Genomic DNA, 19,866 nt, shown 5'->3' on the forward strand with positions numbered 1-19,866 from the left:
GTGTCATTGATGGTTCGGGCGATGCCTGGCGGCAGGTAAAGCGCTCGAAGATGACCGATGCGCAGTGGAAAAAACTGGTCGCTTCGGGTGGTATCGTCAATGAAAGCGGAACGAGTTGGTTCCCGTCTGAAAGTTTCAAAAAAGGTTTTGAAATGAGCGACATGAATGTACCGACTCAATTCACAAGCATGGAAGAGTTCAAAGAAATAAAAGACTTTCTGCGCCCGGTGATGGTCAGTCTGGTGAGCTGTAATAAAGTGTTGCTTGACGGACCGGTTTTTCAGAATTCGCCGGCCTGGAATATTCATCCGCTGATGTGCGAAAACCTGACTGTTCGAAACATTGATGTCCGCAATCCCTGGTATTCTCAAAACGGCGATGGAATCGATATTGAATCTTGTAGAAACACAGTACTATATGATTCAAGATTCGATGTGGGCGACGATGCCATTTGCATCAAGTCAGGAAAAGACCAGGATGGTCGCGACCGCGGCATCCCCACTGAAAACCTGATTATCAAAAACTGCATTGTTTATCACGGCCATGGCGGGGTAACCGTTGGAAGTGAAATGTCGGGCGGTGTGAAAAACATGCACGTTTCGGGTTGTACGTTTATGGGTACCGATGTTGGTCTGCGTTTTAAAAGCACCCGCGGGCGTGGCGGCGTGGTTGAAGGGATTTACATTTCTGACATCGACATGACTGATATTCCAACCAATGCCATTTCATTCAACTTATACTATGGCGGGCTGTCGGTTTCTGAGATGCTGGAGCAGCAAGCCCAAAACGATGGAGAATCAGAAATGATGGAAGTGACCGAGGAAACTCCTCAGTTTAAAGATATTTCGATAAAAAATGTGACGGTAAAAGGAGCCAAGCAAGCTATTTATTTACAGGGACTTCCGGAAATGAACCTGGAGAATGTGTTGTTGGAGAACCTGGTGATGGAAGCTGAAAACGGACTGTTTTGCATGGATGCCAATGGTGTGAGGGTCAACAACCTGAAACTGAAAACAAGCAAGTTTCCTGCGGTTAATTTTTACAATGCGCAAAATGTTTCCATCAAAGATTTAGCGGTTGAAACCGGAGGCCATCCCATTATTTCGGTGAATGGTTCAAAAACAAAGAATGTGGACATTGTGCTAAGCACAGGTGACGTTTCGGATGAAATGCTGTTACTGAATGAGAATGTAGATTCTGAAGCCGTCAAAGTGACACAACAGTAAGCGATAACGAAATATGAAAACGAAATTTGGCATTGCACTACTGGCTCTGTTTCTGGCGGCATGCTCACAGGTGCAAAAGCCAGTCGATGTTTACATGGTTGGCGATTCAACCATGTCGAACAAGAAGGCCGAAGTGTATCCCGAAACGGGTTGGGGACAGGTTTTTGATCAGTTTTTCAACGAACAGGTGACCGTCCATAATCATGCGGTTAATGGGCGCAGTACCAAGAGTTTTATTACCGAAGGACGATGGCAGGTCGTGCTCGACAGCCTGAAAGCAGACGATTATGTCTTCATCCAGTTTGGGCACAACGACCAGAAGGACAAAGATAGTACCCGCTACACCGATCCGTATGGAACGTATTCGCAGAACCTGGAGAAGTATGTGCGCGAAAGCCGGGACAAAGCGGCAATACCAATTTTGCTGACCTCCATTGTTCGCCGGAAGTTTGATGAAAACGGTCGACTGATTGATACGCACAAAGAGTATCCGGAGGCCATGCGACAGGTAGCCGAACGGCTGGATGTTCCGCTGATCGATTTGCAGCGGTTAACAGCGGGCATGGTTCAGGAAATGGGCGACGAACCTTCGAAAGAAATATACTTGTGGACGGAGCCCACCGAACGTTTTCCCGCGGGGCGACAGGATGACACGCACCTTTGTGTTGCCGGAGCTTTAACCGTGGCGGAACTGGTGGCAGTAGAATTGGCGAAATTTCCGTTGGATTTGGCGGAATATATTGTCCTGAAAGAGTAAAAAACGATTTAAGAGATTAGTGGAAGTTTGAAAATTGGTTTAGGTTAATGGCTGAAAAGGCAAGTTTCAATTCAAGTGGAAAAAGGCATTCGAAAGGATGCCTTTTTGCTTGTGTACATTCGATTTTTCAGGAACCAAATCCGCAGGCTATTTGAACAAAATTGGGAAGAAGGGACTTGAAATAGGAGACATTGAGTTGAACTTCAAAAATGAAAAGCATGCAAGCCATTGTTTTAAGTGATTTTGGAGGGGTTGAGAATTTGCTCCTCACCGAAATTCCACATCCTGTCCTTGCCGATGATGAGGTGCTGGTGCAAGTGAAAGCCGTAAGTGTAAATCCGGTAGATATCAAAACAAGAAACGGAAAGGCGTTGGCCGGGAGGCTGGAAAAGGAAAATCCGCTGATTTTGGGTTGGGATATTGCTGGTGTGGTGAAAGAAACTGGCAGCAAAGTCGGGCACTTTAGTCCGGGAGATGAAGTGTTTGGCATGGTGAATTTCCCTGGCCATGGGAAAGCGTATGCCGAATATGTTGCGGTGCCGGCCAGCCATCTGGCGCTGAAACCAGCCAATATTGATTTTGCGGAAGCTGCTGCCGGCACCTTGGCCGCACTCACTGCCTGGCAGGCCATGGTGCGCCACGCCAAAGTGACTGCCGGCGACCGGGTGCTCATCCACGCTGCAGCGGGTGGGGTGGGGCATTTTGCGGTGCAAATCGCCAAGCAGCTTGGGGCGTATGTTATTGGAACCTCATCGGCTAAAAACCGGGAATTTGTACTTTCGCTTGGCGCCGACGAGCATGTCGATTATCAAGCGCAGGCGTTTGAGTCGGTTGTCAAGCCTGTCGATTTTGTGTTGGACACCATTGGCGGCGATTATATTGATCGCTCACTGGAAACGCTGAAGACCGACGGAACGATTGTCAGCATTGTGTCAGGTATGAATGAGCAGGTCAGCGAAAAGGCGAGGGCCAGAGGAATAAAAGGTTTGACAATGTTGGTTGAATCCAGCGGCGATGATATGAAATGGTTGGCTGACTGGTTCGAAAAAGGACAGCTTAAAGCTCACGTATCACACACTTATCCGCTCAATCAGATGGCAGACGCTCATCGGCAAGTTGAAACAGGCCACACGGTGGGCAAAGTGGTGGTGAATGTATAAAAAGGTGAACGAAATAAGCATCAAACTGGCCCGGAATTCATTCAATAAAAATGCCGGCCCCACAATGGAGCCGGCTCAAATCAATCAGGTTTAGTTGTTGTTTTAGTAGCCCGGATTTTGAGGTAACAGGTTCGGATTTCTGTCCAACTCATCCTGCGGAATAGCCAGCAAATAATGTTTCGTAGGATCAAAGTTTTCGTGTGGTTCCAATGAATTGGCACCTTTAAAAACCTCGTTGCCCAGCTCGCGGCGTTGAATGTCGTACCAACGCTTGAACTCAAAAGCAAGTTCTAGCCGGCGATCATCAAGGACAAGCTCCCGGAAATCATCTTTTGAAATTCCGGATTGAACGTCGGCCGGAAAATCAGTCATCGTTCCATTCCAGTTTCTGGCCCGTGCCCGAATACGATTAACATAGCCGATGGCTTCATCTGTTGGCCCGCTTACTTCATTTAATGCTTCGGCAGCCGTCAGTAAAACCTCGGCATAACGATAAACTGCATAGTTGTGATCAGAGTACCGAGCTTCGCCGTTCGCATTTCCAGGATACCGGAAGTATTTGGCGATATGAGGCCTTTTCACGGTTTCGTATTGCGTATACGGTGCAGGTTGGCCGCCTATCATTGTTGTATCTTCAAAACTCACCTTTTTTCGGTAATCGCGCGGATCCCACGTATCATAAACAGGCATTGCCGGGACAGCAACACTCCACCCCTGAATATCGGCTCCGCGTATGCCGGTTAAGGCACCTGTGATGTCATCATTGGTTGATCCGGGGCCTGTTTGCGATCCCAAAAAGTCGAACGAAAAGATGTGTTCTTTTGTCGCGTCCTGCTTCGTGGCATCAAACAAATTTTGAAAGTTTGGTTCCAGTGCGTAGTCCAGACTGACTTCGTTGTCAATCACCCATTTGGCGTGTTCGTAGGCTTTTGGGTAGTCTCCCAAAGTAAGGTAAACATCGGCCAGCATCGTGTGGGCTGATCCTACCGAAGGCCTCGAGCGGGAATTGTCGGCAGGAACCATCGTTAGATTTTGCGTTGCAAATTCCAGATCGGCAATGATGTACTCATACACTTGTTCTTTTGGTGTTTTTGAAATATCTCTGACCGATGCCGGGTCACTAATCGCTTCGCCGATGTAGGGCACGTCACCAAACATGCGAACCAGGTTGAAATAGATAAATGCGCGAACAAACCGGGCTTCTGCTGTTAGCTGGGACAGAATCGTTTGATCTGCGTCGGGCAGAGATTCAGCTCCGAGGATTGCATAATTGGCCGCACTGATGATTTGATAAGATCGAGGCCAAATTTCAGTGATCATTCCGTTGTTTGAGTCGGAATTAAAATCGTTGACTTGTTGTCTTCTGGCAGGAGTTCCGCGCTCACCAATATCCGCCATATCTCCTTGCAACATAATCGTTAGTGTATATTTCCTACCCCAGTATTGTTCCGCGGCAATGTAGCCGTAAGTTCCTAAAACGGCAGCTTCAACAGTAGCTTCATCTTTGAAAAAGCCCTGCGGAACGATGTCCGTCATCGGGGTCTCCTCCAAGTTATTGCAGCTAAGCACAAAAATGGAGAGGAGGAAGAGTGTTATTACTTTATATTTTTTCATTTCGTTCAATTTTTTTGTTTCATGATATTCGATGGAATAGACCCGTTTTTAAAAAGTGACTTGTAGTCCGACGGTATAGGATTTCGCGTTAGGATAACTTCCATAATCCAATCCCAGATTCCGGTTTGAGTTGGTATTGCCGCCTGAGTTGTAATTCACTTCCGGATCATAGCCTCGGTAGCCCGTTATGGTCAGGAGGTTTTGACCACTTACATAGATTCGTGCACTGGCCAATCCAAGCCGACGCAGGTGGAATTTAGGAACCTGATAGCCGAGCGAAATGTTTTTCATTCGTACATAACTTCCATCTTCAACCCAACGCGTTGATGAAATTCTGGCGCGCCCCGAGTTAGCTCTAGGCACATCTGTATTGGTGTTGGTTGGTGTCCAGCGATCTAAAGCCCGAGTGGTTGAATTGGCTACACCGCCCATCAATTCCAGCTCCATCAGCGTAAAACTATACACATCGTTTCCTTGAGAACCCTGTATAAAAAAGTTTAAGTCAAAATCTTTGTAGTTTAGGGCGTTGTTCATTCCCCAAATAAAGTCGGGATGGGGATTTCCGATAATCGAGCGATCTTCGTTGCCCAGTGTGCCATTTTCGCTGATGTCTTTGTACTTTTCGCCACCAGCAGCTTGCTCAAATCCAGCGCCTGGCAAGAAGGTGTCTCCTTCCTGATAAACACCGTCGTAAGTATATCCAAAGAATACCCCAACAGGTTCGCCTTCGCGCAGGACATGGGTATCGCCAAATCCAACCATATGCCCGGGATTGGCTGCGTAGAGAATATCATTGCCGTCGGGAAGTTCCAATACTTTATTTCGGTTGAATGAAATGTTGAAGTCGGTTTTCCAGTTCAGTTCTTTTTCAATATTGACGGTGGATAAGGTAAACTCAAATCCTTTGTTTTCAACGCTGCCAATATTGTCGATCATGCTTGGGAACCCGGAATATTCGGGCAATGGAAGGCTGAAAAGCAAGTCGCTGGTTTTCATCCGGTAATAATCGGCTACCAGGTAAATGCGTTGATCGAAAAGTCCGAGATCAAACCCGATGTCCAACTGTCCTGTACTTTCCCAGGTCAGGTTATCGTTGGCAACCGAAGTTGGGCGAACCGCATTGACCGGTCTTCCATTAATGATGGTATAAACAGTTCCGAAACGCGCTAACGACTGGTATGGTCCAATAGCCTGGTTCCCCGTAATACCGTAGCTTCCGCGAAGTTTTAATTGGCTGAGATTTCTTAAACCATCCATGAAACTTTCTTCAGCTACATTCCACGCCAGTGCTCCGGAAGGGAAGAAAGCCCATTTTTCATTTTCCGCAAAACGCGATGAACCATCATAACGGGCGTTCAAAGTCAGCAAGTATTTGTCTTTCAATTTGTAGTTCAGCCGACCGTAGTAGGAAGATAATTCTGACTTGTTCCAACTGGATGAGTTGTTGGGGATGGAGCCACCTCCAAGATTCCACCACTGAAAGTCGTCGGTGACAAACTCGGTACTTCCTGTTCCCCAAAACTCGCCTGTATAGTATTGGTAGGAATAACCGGCCATTAAAGTCAGGTCGTGAATGTTGCTGAATAGTTTGTTGTAAGTGAAGTAATTTTCACTGATCAGGTCGGTGTTTTTATTGGCATTAATACGTGCTGAACCCCCAACATTTCGTCCGGCATTCAGTTTGGTCGAAATGTACAAACCATCGCGGTTGTTATAGGTTTTAGCGCCTAGTGTTGTTCTGAATTTGAGGTTGTCGACAATACTCAATTCACCATAGAAATTGGCCTGCATAATGTCGGCAACCGCATTGTTTTGACGTTCGGTTGCAATGGCGTAGGGGTTGTCGCGCGGGTCACCCACCGGCGACAGGGTGTAAATACCTTCATCATTTTGGATTGCGATACTTGGTGCCATGGTAAATGCAGAGGCGATAATCCCGGTATTGTTGGTGCCACCACTGCCTTCCTGGGTATGCGAGCCGTCGCGGTCAGTACGCTGAGCAAAAAGGTTGGCTCCCAGTTTTATCCGGTCAGTGAGGTTAAAATCGACATTGCTGGTTACCGAGTAACGCTTGTATTTCGAACCGATAATGATTCCCTTATGATCGTAAACAACACCGGAAACATAGTAGCGTACATTTTCGTTGCCCCCTGAAAAGGACAGTTGATAGTTTTGGATGGCGCCATTTTGAAAGATCACATCTTGCCAGTTGGTATTGCCTGTGGGTGTAGAAGGAAGCGTTCCCGGGTTGGCATCGTTCACATAGTCAACAAAGTCTTGTGCTCCAAGCAAATCAAGCCGGTTGATTTCTTTTTGCATCGAATAGGAGGTGTTGAATTCTATCTTGGTTTTGCCACTTTGGCCTTTCTTCGTGGTCACCATTACCACGCCATTGGCGCCTCTCGAACCATAAATTGCAGTAGCTGATGCGTCTTTCAATACCTCGATGGACGCGATGTCCTCGGCAGGAGGCAAACTTCCACCGGGAAAGCCGTCAACCACATACAGCGGATCGGAAGACGAGTTGATCGATGTACCGCCGCGGATCCGCACTTTAAAAGAGGATCCCGGTTCGCCGTTGTTTGCCGAAATTTGCACACCAGCTGCCCGGCCCTGGAGGGCTTGCGCCATATCAACGGAGGGATAAGCGGCGATATCTTCCGCTTTCACCGTCGATACCGAGCCGGTCAAATCACTTTTCTTTACCGAGCCGTAACCGACAACGACGACTTCGTCCAAACCAACCACATCTTCGGCGAGCTCGACGCTTACCGAGTTGGAGCCGCTCAGTTGCACTTCCTGTGTTTTATAACCAATGAAGGAGAATACCAGCACGGCATCCGACGAGCTTACGCGGAGGCTGTATTGTCCATCCAGGTCAGTCACCGTTCCATTCGTTGTTCCCTTTTCAATGACGCTGACCCCGGGGAGTAACTCGCCCGATTTTGAACTAACCACTCCGGTAATGGTTCCGGCTTGCTGAACCGGTGAGTCTGATGGCGTAATGACGATTAAGCGGTTGGCCATAATGGAATACGAATTTCCCGTGCCCGCCAGAATTTCATCCAGAATTTCTTCTACGGTTTTATTCTTATACTTGATGTTGTGGTACTTGTTGGCATCAAGTAAATCATCGTTGTAAAGAAATTTGAACTCAGTTTGACTTTCAATGGCTTCCAAAATCTGAACCGTGGTCACATTGTGCAGGTCAACTGAAAGTTTCGTTGATTGCGAATAAACTGACCCGAAAGAGTGAACAGTTAGGAGCAGGAGTAGCAAAATAAATTTCATAGCAATCAAAATTTTAAATAGACCCCGATTTTTCGGGAAGATCCATCTTTTACATTTTTTTTTCATAATTTTAGAACGTTATTAGTTTACACTTTTAATAATGACCGCGTTAAAGGCGGTTGAACTGAAATCGGGAAATGTTGGCGCATTTTCCGATTTTTTCTTTTAAAAAGGTTTTGTCATAGGCAAATCAAAGTTTGTTACGAATCTTTTTTGGTTAATATTTCTATTTCATTTTTATCAATCGTATAATCAAAAGGGAGGGAGAGACTTAACGCTTCAATGGCTTGCTCTATGGTTTCATTTTCAAAAGTGCCGGTGTAGCGCGAGTATTTTAAGGACTTATCTGTAATTTCAATTTTTACATCATACCATCGTTCCATTTGCCTGACCAGGTCTACAAGCGGTTCGCTTTTAAAAACCAGCACATGATCTTTCCACGAAGTATAGTCTTCCACTTTCACTTTTTCAAAAATGGTCAGCGAGGCTTTTGATTCCAACGGGATTGTTGCGGGTGCCTGTGTATTCAGCGAATCTTCTTGCGGGCTCTTTTCGGCTATCCGGGTGATCTGAAAATCGGACTTTCCTTTGACAAAGGTTGCTTGCTGGTTGGGTTTCAGAAGAATGGGCTCTCTGATGGTTTTATGGTCCAGCTGACCTTCAATCCGAATGGAGCCGTTAACCAATGTTGCTTCAATCTGATCATCATCATCGTATGATTTTACATTGAAGCTTGTTCCCAACACCTGAATGTTGATGGTTGAGGTTTTGACATTGAACTTGCGGTTTTTCAAGTGCGCCACTTCAAAGAAAGCTTCTCCTTCCAGAAAAACATCCACATCTTTTTGATCTAGCTTGGCGGGATATTTAAATGTGGTTCCCGAGTTGAGCCAGATTTTGGTGCCATCGGTCAAGGTGATGTTGGTCCGGGCGCCGTAGGGAACTTCCAGCGTATTGTAGTCGTCTGTCTGAAGCTGGTTCAGTAAAAACCAGCTGGCCCCAAAAGCAACAACCAAAATGGCTGCAATCTTGTAAATTTCACGCAAATTCCGGCTCCAAAGAAAACCGTCTAATGTGTCGGTTTTCTTTTCCAGTTTTTCAATCTCCGTCCATAGTTTTGCCCACTCTTCCTGCTGCCTGTCTTGATTTTTTGGCTGGGCAATCTTTGATGAGTCCCAAATATCTTTCAGCTCATAAAACAGTTTTTTATGCTGGGGCGATTCATATACCCAGGCAAATAGTTCGTTTTGCTCCTTTTGGGTGAGTTCTTCCCTGAGCTGGCCGATCAACAGTCGTTTGTATTTGTCTTCTACTTCCATATCCTGTCTTGCTATCTAAAAACTAAGACAGGTCAGGAACATGGGCTACGTCAAATATTTTCTGAAAAAATTAATTTTGAGTTTATTTTGAAGGGAATTTATTGGCCCGTCGGTGAACAAAGAACAGCAACAAGTAGTCCTGAAGTTCGATTTTGATTTGTTTTAAGGCACGGTAAATCCGGGTTTCAACCGTGCGGACAGGAAGATCCAGTTGCTCGGCAATTTCCTTGGTTGACTGGTTTTCGAAACGGCTCAAGCGAAACGGCTGCTGGTATTTCTCGGGCAGGGAGGCCACTGCTTTTCGCAGTTTTTCTTCTATTTCTTTTTCCAGAAGACTGGAATAGGCGGTTTGGTAGTCGTTAATCTCTTCGATTTTTTGCCGGAGACTTTCTTCAGAATATTTATTTCGAACCGATTTTTTTGACAGATGATTCAGACAATTGTTTCGTACGCTGGTGAACAGGTAGCTTTTCGCCGCCTTCGGGTTGGACAGGCTGGAAAAATTTCGCCACAGGTTTAGAAATGCGTCCTGAACCAGGTCGTACGCCACTTCTTCATCATGGACGAATTTTTGGGCATAGGCGACCAACATAAAATGGTAGTCTTTAAAATATTGCTCGAATAGTATTTTTTCGGCCAGTAGTCCCACTTGGAAAACGATTCGGTTAAGATGGGCAAAATATAAGGATAAAATCACAAATACTTGATTGAACAAAAATAAAAAGCACGGGCTTCTTACAATTAGTGTTCGTTGGGTTTTGCCGGTATCGCTTTGCTTTTTTTGCGTCCGACAACCAAAATTGCCCCGGCTAAAATAATGATCGCCCCCAAGAACGAGAGCACCGAAAACCGTTCCGCTTCAATCCAGCTGACATTCATTTTGCTGAGGATGCCCATCACCGCGAAGGTAATCATGGGGTTGAGGATGACAATGATGCTGACTTTGTTGGCCTGTGTGTACTTCAGAGCTTGGGCCAGGCAGCTGTAGGCGATCAGCGTGTTGACTCCCAGAAAAACCAAAATGGCCCACCAAATCCAGCTCAGTTCCAGCAGTGGGGCAAAGTCAACAAACGGGAGATAAATAAGGGCCGGAAAACCAAACAGAAATAAATTTAAGGTTCCTGTGGCATGCGAAATCACCAGGCGTTTTTGCAGCACGGCATAGGTGGCCCAGGCCAGCGCACCGCTGAAGGTGAGCAGTACCCCCATGTTGTACTGTCCTTCTTGTCCAATCATCAGCTTGATTTGCTGACTGTAGAAAAAAGCAAAACCGACGGCTGCAATGAAAAAACCCAGCAACTGCATTTTTCTGATTTTCTCTTTAAAGAAGATGACGCTGGCCAGGACCAGTAGAATCGGCCCCGTTTGAATAACCAATTGGGCATTGCTTGGACTGGTGTAATGAATGCCAAGCATAAAGCCCAGGTAATTCCATGACAGGCCGATGGCCGCCAAAACCAGTAAGCGTGGCGGACGGATCAGGATGCGCAGGCTTTGGGGGTGCTTGATCAGTTGCCAGCCCGCCAACAAGGTAAAAGCCACAACAAAGCGGAACCACACGATGGTTTGTGGAGCGACTTCCTGAACCGCTATTTTCAGGAAAATAGCCAGAAAACCCCAAAAGAAAGCCGTAACAACGGCATACGCAATACCTTTTTGGTTGTTGGTCATAGCTTGATGCTTGATGCTCGATATTCGATGCTAGATCCTTGATGCACGATCCTTGATGCTTGACTGGACTTATTTGCATCAATATGGTTCAATCTTCTTTCTTGCAGCTTTCCTGTGCTTGTAACTGTGCCTGTGCCTGAGCCTGTGCCTGAACACTGAGACTAGTCTCTCACCTTCTCGCCCTCACCCATTCACACTTTTTCCTATCTCAGTTTTGCATCCAGCTCGCGGTCAAACTGGAAAATCAGCTTTTGCATGATCTTGTCAATTTGCTTATCGTTCAGCGTTTTTTCGTCGTCGCGCAGGCTGAAGCTTACCGCATAGGATTTTTTGTCTGCCGGGATTCCCTGTCCTTCGTACACGTCGAACAAGTCAACGGAGCGCAGCAATTTCTTTTCAACTTTAAAGGCCAGATCGCGAATTTGCGCAAACTGCACCTCTTTGTTCAGCAACAGGGCTAAATCGCGACGTACCGCCGGGTACTTGGGCAATTCACTAAACAAGGTCTTGTTGTTGCGCTGCTCCAGAATGATGTTGTCCATCGACAAATCGGCATAGTAAACCGGGTTGTCAATTTCAAACTGCTTTTTCAGTTTGGGGTGAACGATCCCGAATTCAGCTATTTTTTTTCCGTTACGGGTCGAATAAATCACTCCTTCAGCAAGCAGTTCGTTGCTGAATCCTTCGGTATTCAGGTTTTCCGATTTCAATCCCATTTTTGCCAGCAGGTTTTCCACATAGCTTTTTAGCTGAAAAAAGCTGCTTGCCGTTTGAGGTGACAGCCAGCTTTCTTTTTCCTTGTCGCCTGTGATAAACAAAGCCAGGTGTTCTTCCTCGCGGAAGTTTTTCATCACATCGGCTTTTAAATCGGTGCCGTTGTGGAAATAGCAGTTGCCAAATTCATACAGTCGCAGGTCGGCATTCTGGCGATTGGCATTGTAGGCAATGGCTTCCAAACCTCCGTAGAGCAAGGTTTGGCGCATCACCCCCAAATCGTTGCTCAGCGGATTGAACAGCTTCACGGTGTGCTCGTCGTTCAGCGTTTGGCCGTTTTCGTAGTATGACGCTTTGGTGAGCGAGTTGGACCATATTTCGTTGAAGCCTTGGGCCGTCAGCATGTCGGCCATCAGGTTGCGGATTTTTACCGGGTCGTGGGGCGCCGAATATTGCAAAGAGGCATTCACCTTACTCGGAATTTCCACATTGTTGTATCCGTAAATTCGCAAAATTTCTTCCACCACGTCAGCTTCGCGTTTCACATCCACCCGATAAGGAGGCACCGAAAGCGACAGACCAGTTTCAGTTTCCTGCTCAATTTTAATTTCCAGCCCTTCCAAGATTAGTTTAATGCGTTCGGCCCCCAAATCTTTTCCAATCAGTCGTTTGATGTTCGCATAGCTCACATCGACCTTGAAATCTTCGATAGGCTCAGGATAGATATCAACGATTTCCGAAGAGATTTTAGCTCCGGTAATTTCTTTAATCAACAAGGCTGCACGTTTTAGGGCGTACAACACGCCGTTGGGATCCGTACCACGTTCGAAGCGAAACGAAGCGTCGGTGTTCAGCCCGTGACGTCGCGCTGTTTTCCGGATATAAACCGGGTCGAAGCAGGCTGATTCAAGGAAAATGCTGGTGGTGGTTTCTTTCACGCCCGACTGGATACCGCCGAAAACACCACCGATACACATGCCGGCTTCGGTATTGCAAATCATCAGGTCATCTTCGTGCAATTCGCGCTCCACTTCATCCAAAGTGGTAAATTTGGTTCCGGCGGGCAGGGTTTGCACCACCACTTTGTTGCCGGTAATCTCGCTGGCATCGAAGGCGTGCAGCGGCTGGCCGGTTTCAAACAACACGTAGTTGGTAATATCCACCACATTGTTGATGGGGTGCAGACCAATGGTTTTTAGCCGGTTTTGCAGCCACTCGGGTGACTCCTTGATTTCGATTCCGGTGAGCGTGACGCCAGCATACCGCGGACAGGCTTCCGGATTTTTCACTTCAACCGGGATTTCCAGGCTGTGGTCATCAACTTGAAAAGCATCAACCGATGGTTTCGTATAACTGATGTCCTGCTCCTGCTTGAGGTAAGCCGCCAAGTCGCGGGCCACCCCAATGTGCGAGGCACCGTCGATTCGGTTTGGGGTCAGGTCAACTTCGATGGAATAATCGGATTCAACATTGAAATATCGATTGGCGGGTGTTCCTACCACTGCATCGGTTGGCAGCACCATGATGCCGTCGTGGCTGGCTCCCAAGCCAATTTCATCTTCGGCACAAATCATACCCTGCGATTCTTCGCCACGGATTTTTGCCCGTTTGATGACAAACTCTTCTTCGCCGCTGTAAAGCGTTGTTCCCACGGTGGCTACCACTACCTTTTGGCCGGCCGCTACATTGGGCGCGCCACAAACAATGGGCAAAAGATCGCCAGTGCCTACATTGACAGTTGTTTTGCTCAGGTGATCCGAGTTGGGATGTTTTTCGCAGGTCACCACTTCGCCAATCACCAGGCCGCGAAGCCCGCCTTTGACGCTTTCAACTTCTTCGATGCCACCAATTTCGAGGCCGGTTTGAGTGAGTATGCCCTCCAGTTGCTGTGGAGTCAGGTCAGTGTTTATATAGTCTTTTAACCACTTGTAGGAAATATTCATAATTGTATTGCTTTAAGCTGAATTTGAGAATGTCAGTCTTTTTGAGACCTGCAAAAGTAAACATTTTTTGGGCTGAGGCAAAGCCGCAAATGGGGAATAATTGGGGTGAACGGGATGATGTGGAACAGGCTGTGGCTAGCCCGTAAAATAGTTGGAATAAAGTTGGTGTCATTCCTGCTTCAAGATACCAGCCAGCAGCTTCCGTCACCAACCAATGACGATCCAATGACAAGGAATGACAATTAATGACCTGTATTTTACCCAATCACGCCCGATCCAAGCAGTTCATTGCCATCGTACCAGGCCGCAAATTGGCCGGCTGTGATGCCGCGCTGCTCGTCGTCAAACAGCAGATAAAGTCCTTCTTCGCGTTGATAAAGCGTGGTTTTTTCCAATGGTTGTCGATAGCGAATGCGGACATCGTAAGTACGTGTTTCGCCCACGGCCATTTTCAAATCCGTGCGGATCCAGTGGGTTTCCGCTTCTGAAATAAACAAGCCGGGGCGGTATAAGCCGGGATGATCCGTTCCTTCGCCTACATAAATGATGTTGCGGTTCACATCGGTTCCAATCACAAACAAGGGTTCTTCGTGTCCACCAATGTTCAGTCCTTTGCGCTGGCCAACCGTGTAGAAATGGGCCCCGCGGTGTTCGCCAATCACCTGGCCGTTCCACGGTTTGTAGGGATAGGCGAAACACAATTTTTTGAAATTCTCCGGTGTTTTTTCCACCGCCTTTTTCTTGGCCATAAACGCTGCCGGAACTTCAATTACATTGCCGGTTTTGGGCTCGAGTTGCTGTTGCAGAAAGGTGGGCAGATCGACTTTTCCCACGAAGCAAATGCCTTGCGAATCCTTCCGGGTGGCGGTGGGCAATTCCTGCTCGGTTGCGATTCGTCTGACTTCCGGCTTATCCAGATGCCCGATGGGGAAGAGCGCTTTGCTCAGTTGTTGCTGGTTCAGCTGACACAGGAAATAGCTTTGGTCCTTGTTGTTGTCTTCGCCCGCCCGCAGCTGGTAAATCATTTGGCCGTCTTTTTCAAATTCGGTTTTCTGACAGTAGTGCCCGGTGGCCACGTAGTCGGCGCCAAATTTCAGGCACTCATCCATAAAAATATCAAACTTGATCTCGCGATTGCACAGCACATCGGGGTTGGGCGTACGTCCCTTGCTGTATTCGTCAAACATGTAGTCAACCACGCGCTTTTTGTAGTCTTTGCTCAGGTCGACAATGTGAAAAGGCATATCGAGTTTCTTGGCCACCATTTCGGCAATCATGGCATCGTCTTCCCAGGTACAGCCGCCCGTAATGGCGCCCGTCCGGTCGTGCCAGTTCACCATAAACAAGGCCACCACATCGTAGCCCTGCTGTTTCAGCAAGTAAGCCGCCACGCTCGAATCAACGCCACCCGAAAGTCCAATCACTACTCTTTTCATCGTTCAATTAATTGAGCGACAAAAGTAGAACGAAATTCGGAAATAGGCAATTCGGGGTGAAGGGGACGCAGATTCTTATGATGAAGGATGATTTGGGGGAAAGGGGACGCAGATTTGTCGTTACAAACAGCCAGCCGCCCCTTTCCGATGCTCTTCGGAAAGGGACAGCTATGGGGCTTATCTTACCACTTTGCCGAGGGCTTCGAGCAACTGTGGTTTATCCTCCAGTCCAATGCGAGCCACGGCGTAAAATTCGCTCATCCAGTCGTCCATCTTGGCAAAGGCGGCATCTTTGGCTTTTGTTGCCTCTTGCGATTCACCTGTTTCTTTCAGATATTCGGCCCGGGCGGCTTCCAATTCGGATATTAAGGTGTTTGCATCGGTTAAGTTGTCGGCGGTGATTGCCAGGCGTGCCAATTTGGTTTGAATATCGGTATCGGCGGTGGCTTCGCTATAGAATTTTCTTGCAGCTTCCAGCCATTTGATGTAGGTGCGCGGCATTTCGCCCGAAACGGCCAATTTATCGGCTGTTAAGCTATCCTTGCGGAAGATGACTTTTGCTTTTTTGCGGTGGAGCTTAAAAATACGCTCTAATTCTGCTTTTTTATCGGCGAATGCGGCCGATGCGGCAGAGGTTTCGTCATCTTCAGTTTTGTTGAAATCGTAAATAGAACGCGTTTCTGCGAGGAGTGTCTTTCCCTCGGTAATTTTTACCGAGTCGTAGCCCAAGTCGGCCATTACTGTTGCAATTTCGGGTTGTGTTTCCGCATTTGTCAGGGCCACACGATAAGTTTCCATCGTGCCGGCTTCTGATTGTTTAGGTCTTGTTGCCATAAAAGTTAAATTTAAAGGGTTATACTAGTTACATTGGTTTTGCTTCGTTTTACATTTCCATTGCTTCGGCTTACAATTGCCTTGCTTCAACTTACAATCGCATTGCTTCGCGTTACAATCGCCTTGCTTCGACCTCCATTTGGGCTGCTTCTTCTTTCATTTGGGCTGCTTCAAGTTGAATGGCCTTTGCTTCGGGTTTCATTCGTTTTGCTTCGTACTTCCTTTGCCTGGGCTTGATTTTCGGAACTGATTGTTAAATATAAAGAAAATTGCTTTTGTTGGTATTTGATTTTTGAAATATTTTTTTTGTAGGTGTACTTTCAAACACTTCTGTGTATTGTCGCTACAAACGACAGCCCCGATGCAATCGGGAACTGGCAGCACAGCCCGGCACCGCTTCGCTAAGACGGGGGGAGTTGGGGAGCGAGGTGTATTGGCCTTTTTACTACTACGCTGTCCGCAAGCGAATCTGTGTTAGAATGTCATGAGATTATTCCTAGGAATTCTAAATCATTTCTTGTTTTGTCATTTCCATAGAGTTCATTGTCTCCGTCCCAGACAAGATAAACATCTCTGTCTTGTTCTAAATAACTATGTCTCCACTGTTCTTTTGGTGAGAGTGGATTTTCAATAACCAAAATAAGTTTGGCTGCTGGTTTATTCTGCAAAAATCGATATTCATACAGTTGGCTTAAGCCGGCACGCATCTGTGATTTCTCGTTAGTTGTAGTAGTAGATTTCATTTCAAATATGTAGTCATTCCCGTCAATATGAGTCGCAAGATCTATAAGCTGATTGTATTTTGGCAATGCGCCGACATTCCTAATCCTTTCTGATGTGATGTTTACTAGATGTCTATGTGCATTGTCCGCACGTTCTATAGCTGCCGTATCACGATACGTAATTATTGCTTCCCTTGCAGATGAACTTCTTTGCTGAACTATATTATATTCATTTAGATCATTTGGATTTGGAAGTAGTGGTTCATCAGAGTTATCGAATTCAATGTTTTCAAGTCGCTGATTAATGGTTTGATTGGATAATATGTACCTGGAATTGGAGACTTGAATAATTCCCAATTCAACCAGCCAGCTAATAATTGTGCTGATTCTTCTTGGTGCCATCGATGCAGCACCGAAATCTGCGGTGGTGATTAGAAATGTTTCAAACTCAGGACGAGAAACTCCATTAGGTCCTTTTGATTCCAAAAAGGGGATAATTCTTTGGAATATTCTTGAATTAAGTATGCCTTTTAAGAGAGCAGGATTTGTTAAAACAGGATCAGTTTGTACAAATGTTTGCCCAAGTGGAGTTAGAATGGATTCATTGGTCCTTGGAGTTGAAATCATGCCAACAATTTCAGCAGCTTTTCGATAATATCGACCTTGCCTGTCAACTTTGCCAATAGATTGTGCTATTTGTTGAAATGTTCTTGCTCCTTGCGATACAGCTATTACTGTCCTTACCACATCTATAAGATTATCAGCCTGTGGTATTTCGTTACTGGGTATTCTCATTATGTTCCAATAAAAAGATATTCTTTAACTCGATTTGACTTGTTTCCTGTTTTGTGATTCTGATTGCCGAAAGAATAAGTGTGATCTATTTCATAGACTTTCACATCACTTTTATATTCTTTCAAAATGTTCGTAAGCTCTTCTTTTGTTGGAATTGAATTGGAAGAATAGGATATGGCGATAGCAGAATTTTTATGTCTATCTATCAACGAGTGAAATGCATCGAATGCAGATTCTCTTTTTGAGAAAGGCGATGGATAACTCTTAAATTTCTTAGTTATGGTATGATTTTGGATCTCCAACCCTTCCCAATTTTTAGCTAATCCTTCTACAAAATGGTATCTGCGTACGTAATCATTATCAGACTTTGGAGAATAGTATGGTGGGTCAAGATAAACTAAATCTGCGGTTATATTTAAATCTTGGCTCAATGTGTTGTTGGCTTGGCAGACTGTTCCATTGTCAAAAACAGCATTGTTAAAATCCTGAACATTATCAATGAAGTGGTCACGCAAAGTTTTACGAATGTCCTTTCGGCCATCATCATATCGTTGTCCAATAAAAGTAAAGATTCCACGCGGTCTTTTTTTCATGCAAGCTCGAACTAAGGCAGATATAGCGATTGCTTTTTTGTATTCGTTATCAATTAACTCAATATTTGCTCGGACTTGATCTAGAAAACTATTTTCTTCCTCGGTGAAATAAAGGTCTCTAAAAGTTTCAGAGATAAATGATTTTTCAGAAGGAGTTTCTAGAAGTAAATTCAGTTCATCATCATTTAGGATGGTTGATGAGTTTTCCACGATAGCTTTAGCAAAATAGTAACTAATAGACATAAAGTCATTGGTAATGACTTCCTTGCCCTTCGCTTTGATAAAATATGAAACTACATTGCTTCCCGCAAAAACATCTAAGAAACTTTCAAATTCTAGATGTCTTAATGTTTCCCACATCTTGTAAATGATCTTATTTTTGCTCCCCATGTATCTTGTTCCTGGGAACAGGGAAAACTGATCAACAGATTCTTCTATTTCAATTTGATTGCTATACATAACCACCTACTACTATGATATCCTTTCCTGTTCTGGTTTTTGAGTTGCTACTTATCATTCTTCGTGTTTCAATCACATCAATTTTATAATCCGAATACAAATCGAGGATTACTTCATGATCAGAGTTTGTTAAGACGACCTTACATCCAATATTGACTAACCTATCGACCTCTTTTTTAAGCTTAACTTGATCTTCATGGTAGAAGAACTCTTTCGTGTAACGCTTAAAGTCAGAATATTTTCCCACGGGATAGTAGGGTGGGTCTAAAAAAATAAAATCACCTTCGGCAGCAAACTCATTTAATACAGCCAAGTAATCACCATTAATAATTTTCGTGTCTTGAAGGAATTCACTTGCATTTCTTAAAACATCTTTGTTTAAAAAGCTACCGTTTCCCTTTCCGTATGGCACATTGAATTGACCTTTTTTATTTACTCGATAAAGTCCATTGAAGCAGGTCTTGTTTAAATATATCAACCTTGCTGCCCGATAGCTGTACTCTAAATCGGTTGGATTTAGACTTCTAATGCTGTAGTAAAACTCTTCATCATGCTCAAACATTTCAAGGTGTCCAATAACACTATCCACTGCTTCCTTTACTTGGCGATATGTGATTATCAATTCTTCATTCGAGTCTGAAATAATAGATTCATTGGGATTTAAACTAAAAAACATCGCTCCGCCACCAATAAATGGTTCAATGTATTTATTGAAATTGTTTGGAATATACTTGTGTAGTTCACCTAATAATTGAGTTTTGCCACCAGCCCATTTGAGAAATGGCTTAATCGCTACCTCTTTTGGAAACAAACCAAGAGGTTCATCAACGATAGCAATATTTAAATCTTGGTTTTCTTTATACATTTTTTAGATTTTTTGAGTACTTCAATATGTTTTCGGCAACCTTCAAAGCTCCTTCTGCGGTTTCTTCATCTTTTACTATTCCATAGACTCTGTCAGCTAGCCACATTGTCAATAATTCGTCGGTATCTGTATCAAGAAGATTAGCTAACTTTATCACTTGTTCTCTTTTAGCTTTTCGTTCTCCACGTTCCACTTTGCTTAATATGGCGGTATCCACATCAATCATAGCGGCAAGTTGTCGCAAAAGCATTCCTTTTTCTTCTCTTTTTTTTCTTATTATGTCACCAAATTTATCCATTTGAAAATTATCTCTTGACAATATTTGTCAAATATAAGCATGTAATATCAGAATTGGAGTAGTTAAGATTCAATTTTTCAACATACTTTTCAATTTGAATGATGGACCCTTCATTTATAACTTTTTGAAATTGTAGGATATCACTTTTTCGTCTTTGACCCATCAACAA

At 45.1% G+C, this 19,866-nt stretch carries 15 protein-coding genes; 3 read left to right on the plus strand and 12 right to left on the minus strand.

Features of this window, described 5'->3' with window-relative positions; genetic code table 11:
- The 3 genes from NC99_RS20150 to NC99_RS20160 all read left to right on the plus strand — a co-directional run.
- Positions 1–1,226 (plus strand): glycoside hydrolase family 28 protein (locus NC99_RS20150; RefSeq protein ID WP_053188326.1); only part of this gene is annotated, 1,226 nt, incomplete at its 5' end.
- A 13-nt stretch (positions 1,227–1,239) separates the two neighbouring features.
- The gene (locus NC99_RS20155) at positions 1,240–1,983 is read left to right on the plus strand and encodes a rhamnogalacturonan acetylesterase (RefSeq protein WP_053188329.1); all 744 of its coding nucleotides are present in this window, start codon (positions 1,240–1,242) and stop codon (positions 1,981–1,983) included.
- 209 nt (positions 1,984–2,192) lie between these two features.
- Positions 2,193–3,143, plus strand: coding sequence for an NADP-dependent oxidoreductase (locus tag NC99_RS20160; protein WP_204375071.1), 951 nt, complete (start codon positions 2,193–2,195; stop codon positions 3,141–3,143).
- Between the two features lie 102 nt (positions 3,144–3,245).
- Here the strand turns inward: NC99_RS20160 and NC99_RS20165 are convergent, their stop codons facing one another.
- The 12 genes from NC99_RS20165 to NC99_RS20215 form a co-directional block, all read right to left on the minus strand.
- Complete coding sequence (locus NC99_RS20165; protein WP_053188332.1) at positions 3,246–4,757, minus strand: RagB/SusD family nutrient uptake outer membrane protein; 1,512 nt, start codon at positions 4,755–4,757, stop codon at positions 3,246–3,248.
- A gap of 48 nt (positions 4,758–4,805) precedes the next feature.
- Positions 4,806–8,048: a TonB-dependent receptor gene (locus NC99_RS20170; protein WP_204375072.1), complete on the minus strand. Its 3,243-nt coding sequence runs from the start codon at positions 8,046–8,048 to the stop codon at positions 4,806–4,808.
- Between the two features lie 200 nt (positions 8,049–8,248).
- Positions 8,249–9,367 (minus strand): FecR family protein, encoded by a 1,119-nt coding sequence (locus NC99_RS20175; protein ID WP_053188338.1) that lies wholly within the window; start codon positions 9,365–9,367, stop codon positions 8,249–8,251.
- Between the two features lie 82 nt (positions 9,368–9,449).
- Entirely contained in the window at positions 9,450–10,016 is a 567-nt protein-coding gene (locus tag NC99_RS20180) for an RNA polymerase sigma-70 factor (RefSeq protein ID WP_157625107.1), read from the minus strand.
- A gap of 92 nt (positions 10,017–10,108) precedes the next feature.
- Positions 10,109–11,038 (minus strand): DMT family transporter, encoded by a 930-nt coding sequence (locus NC99_RS20185; protein WP_053188345.1) that lies wholly within the window; start codon positions 11,036–11,038, stop codon positions 10,109–10,111.
- 203 nt (positions 11,039–11,241) lie between these two features.
- On the minus strand, positions 11,242–13,695 hold the full coding sequence (gene pheT, locus NC99_RS20190) for a phenylalanine--tRNA ligase subunit beta (RefSeq protein WP_053188347.1): 2,454 nt from the start codon (positions 13,693–13,695) through the stop codon (positions 11,242–11,244).
- Positions 13,696–13,952: 257 nt separating this feature from the next.
- Positions 13,953–15,131: a tRNA 2-thiouridine(34) synthase MnmA gene (mnmA, locus tag NC99_RS20195; RefSeq protein ID WP_053188350.1), complete on the minus strand. Its 1,179-nt coding sequence runs from the start codon at positions 15,129–15,131 to the stop codon at positions 13,953–13,955.
- A gap of 177 nt (positions 15,132–15,308) precedes the next feature.
- Positions 15,309–15,965, minus strand: a complete 657-nt coding sequence (locus tag NC99_RS20200) for a hypothetical protein (protein WP_053188352.1) — start codon at positions 15,963–15,965, stop codon at positions 15,309–15,311.
- 482 nt (positions 15,966–16,447) lie between these two features.
- A complete protein-coding gene (locus tag NC99_RS20205; protein ID WP_053188356.1) occupies positions 16,448–17,482 on the minus strand; it encodes a DUF7226 domain-containing protein in 1,035 nt (344 codons plus the stop codon).
- The gene (locus NC99_RS22400) at positions 17,482–18,534 is read right to left on the minus strand and encodes a DNA adenine methylase (RefSeq protein ID WP_204375073.1); all 1,053 of its coding nucleotides are present in this window, start codon (positions 18,532–18,534) and stop codon (positions 17,482–17,484) included. Before NC99_RS22400 ends, NC99_RS20205 begins: the two co-directional genes overlap by 1 nt.
- Entirely contained in the window at positions 18,527–19,399 is an 873-nt protein-coding gene (locus tag NC99_RS22405) for a DNA adenine methylase (protein ID WP_204375074.1), read from the minus strand. Before NC99_RS22405 ends, NC99_RS22400 begins: the two co-directional genes overlap by 8 nt.
- Positions 19,392–19,697: a helix-turn-helix domain-containing protein gene (locus NC99_RS20215; RefSeq protein ID WP_053188359.1), complete on the minus strand. Its 306-nt coding sequence runs from the start codon at positions 19,695–19,697 to the stop codon at positions 19,392–19,394. Before NC99_RS20215 ends, NC99_RS22405 begins: the two co-directional genes overlap by 8 nt.
- Positions 19,698–19,866 lie beyond the last annotated feature (169 nt).

Origin of the sequence: Sunxiuqinia dokdonensis, from assembly GCF_001270965.1 — a bacterium.
GTDB lineage: Bacteria > Bacteroidota > Bacteroidia > Bacteroidales > Prolixibacteraceae > Sunxiuqinia > Sunxiuqinia dokdonensis.